Below are 1,333 nucleotides of genomic sequence, written 5' to 3'. Positions count from 1 at the left end.
GTGACCCGTCCTGGAATTGGTTGACACCTTTTTGAGAGAAAAAAGGAGAGTCAATTGGAATCAAGGATCAAGCGAACCCAGCGGGACTACAGTCTGGCTTTTAAACTGTCGGTGGTCGAGCAGGTGGAAAAAGGCGAGCTGACGTACAAAGAGGCTCAGCGCCGCTATGGAATCCAAGGCCGGTCGACAGTGCTGGTGTGGCTGCGCAAACATGGCCGCCCGGGCTGGAGCGGCTGGAGCCTGCCGACGGTCAGAGGAGTGGACATGGATCGTCAAGGCAAAGTGCTTACCCCCGAGCAGCGGATCAAGGAACTGGAGATTCAGCTCAAGGAAGCCCGCGAGAAGGCGCAGTTGTTTGAGGCCGTGGTCAATGTGTTGGAGAAGGATTACGGGGTACGCGTCGTAAAAAAGCCTTTGGGCAAGTCCTCACGCAAAAGCTCGTCCAAGGGCTGAGCGTGGCAAGGGCTTGCCGTTACATGGGCCATAGCCGCCAGGCGTATTACAAGAGCAGGCACAGAGAGCGCGAGCGCCAGCAGCAGGCATGCCAAGTAGTATCGATGGTCACCGCGCTGCGGGTACGTCAACCGACGTTGGGTACGCGCAAGCTGCATCACATGCTGGGCCAGCCGCTACGCGAGGCGGGGATCAAGGCCGGGCGCGATGCGCTGTTCGACATTCTGCGCAGCGCCCGGATGCTGGTGCGGCCACGCCGGGCGTATCACAAGACCACCGACAGCCATCACCGCTTCCGACGCCACCCGAACCTGCTCAAGGAAGGCGAAGGCCAAGTGGTGCCGACGGGGCCCGAGCAGGTCTGGGTAGCCGATATCACCTACCTGCCGACCGCCCAACGGTGCACCTACTTAAGCCTGGTGACCGACGCCTACTCGCGCAAGATCGTGGGCTACCACGTGGCAGAGAATCTGCAGACCGAAGGGGTGCGCCGCGCACTGGAGATGGCGTTGCGCTCGCGGCGCTCGAGCCAACCGCTGGTGCACCACTCGGATCGAGGCATCCAGTACTGCTCAACGTACTACCAGCGCCTGCACGCGCGGCACGGCATCCGTTGCTCGATGACTGACGGCTACGACTGCTACCAGAATGCCTTGGCTGAGCGGGTCAACGGCATCCTGAAGGGAGAGCTATTGCTCCACAAGCCCGCCGATCTGGCCCAAGCCCGGCTCATGGTCAAGCAGTCCGTCGAAATCTACAACACCGAGCGTCCGCACCTGTCCCTACAATGCAAAACACCCGATGAAGTTCACCGGGTGTTCAGTCCGTAGCCTGCTACGGATACCGTGCCGTAGGTGTCAACCTATGGCAGGACGGGTCA

The 1,333-nt window shown here is 60.8% G+C and carries 1 protein-coding gene; it reads left to right on the top strand.

The window, feature by feature from the left end; translation table 11 throughout:
• The first annotated feature begins 54 nt into the window (after positions 1 to 54).
• A protein-coding gene (locus KVT32_RS27765; protein ID WP_217619157.1) for an IS3 family transposase occupies positions 55 to 1,283 on the top strand; the annotation gives its coding sequence in 2 pieces (ribosomal slippage) (positions 55 to 402 and positions 405 to 1,283; 1,227 coding nt in all).
• The last annotated feature ends 50 nt before the right edge of the window (positions 1,284 to 1,333 follow it).

Source organism: Achromobacter sp. GbtcB20 (genome assembly GCF_019091095.1).
Lineage (GTDB): Bacteria > Pseudomonadota > Gammaproteobacteria > Burkholderiales > Burkholderiaceae_B > Achromobacter > Achromobacter mucicolens.
This window is presented reverse-complemented; position numbering and strand designations above follow the sequence as displayed.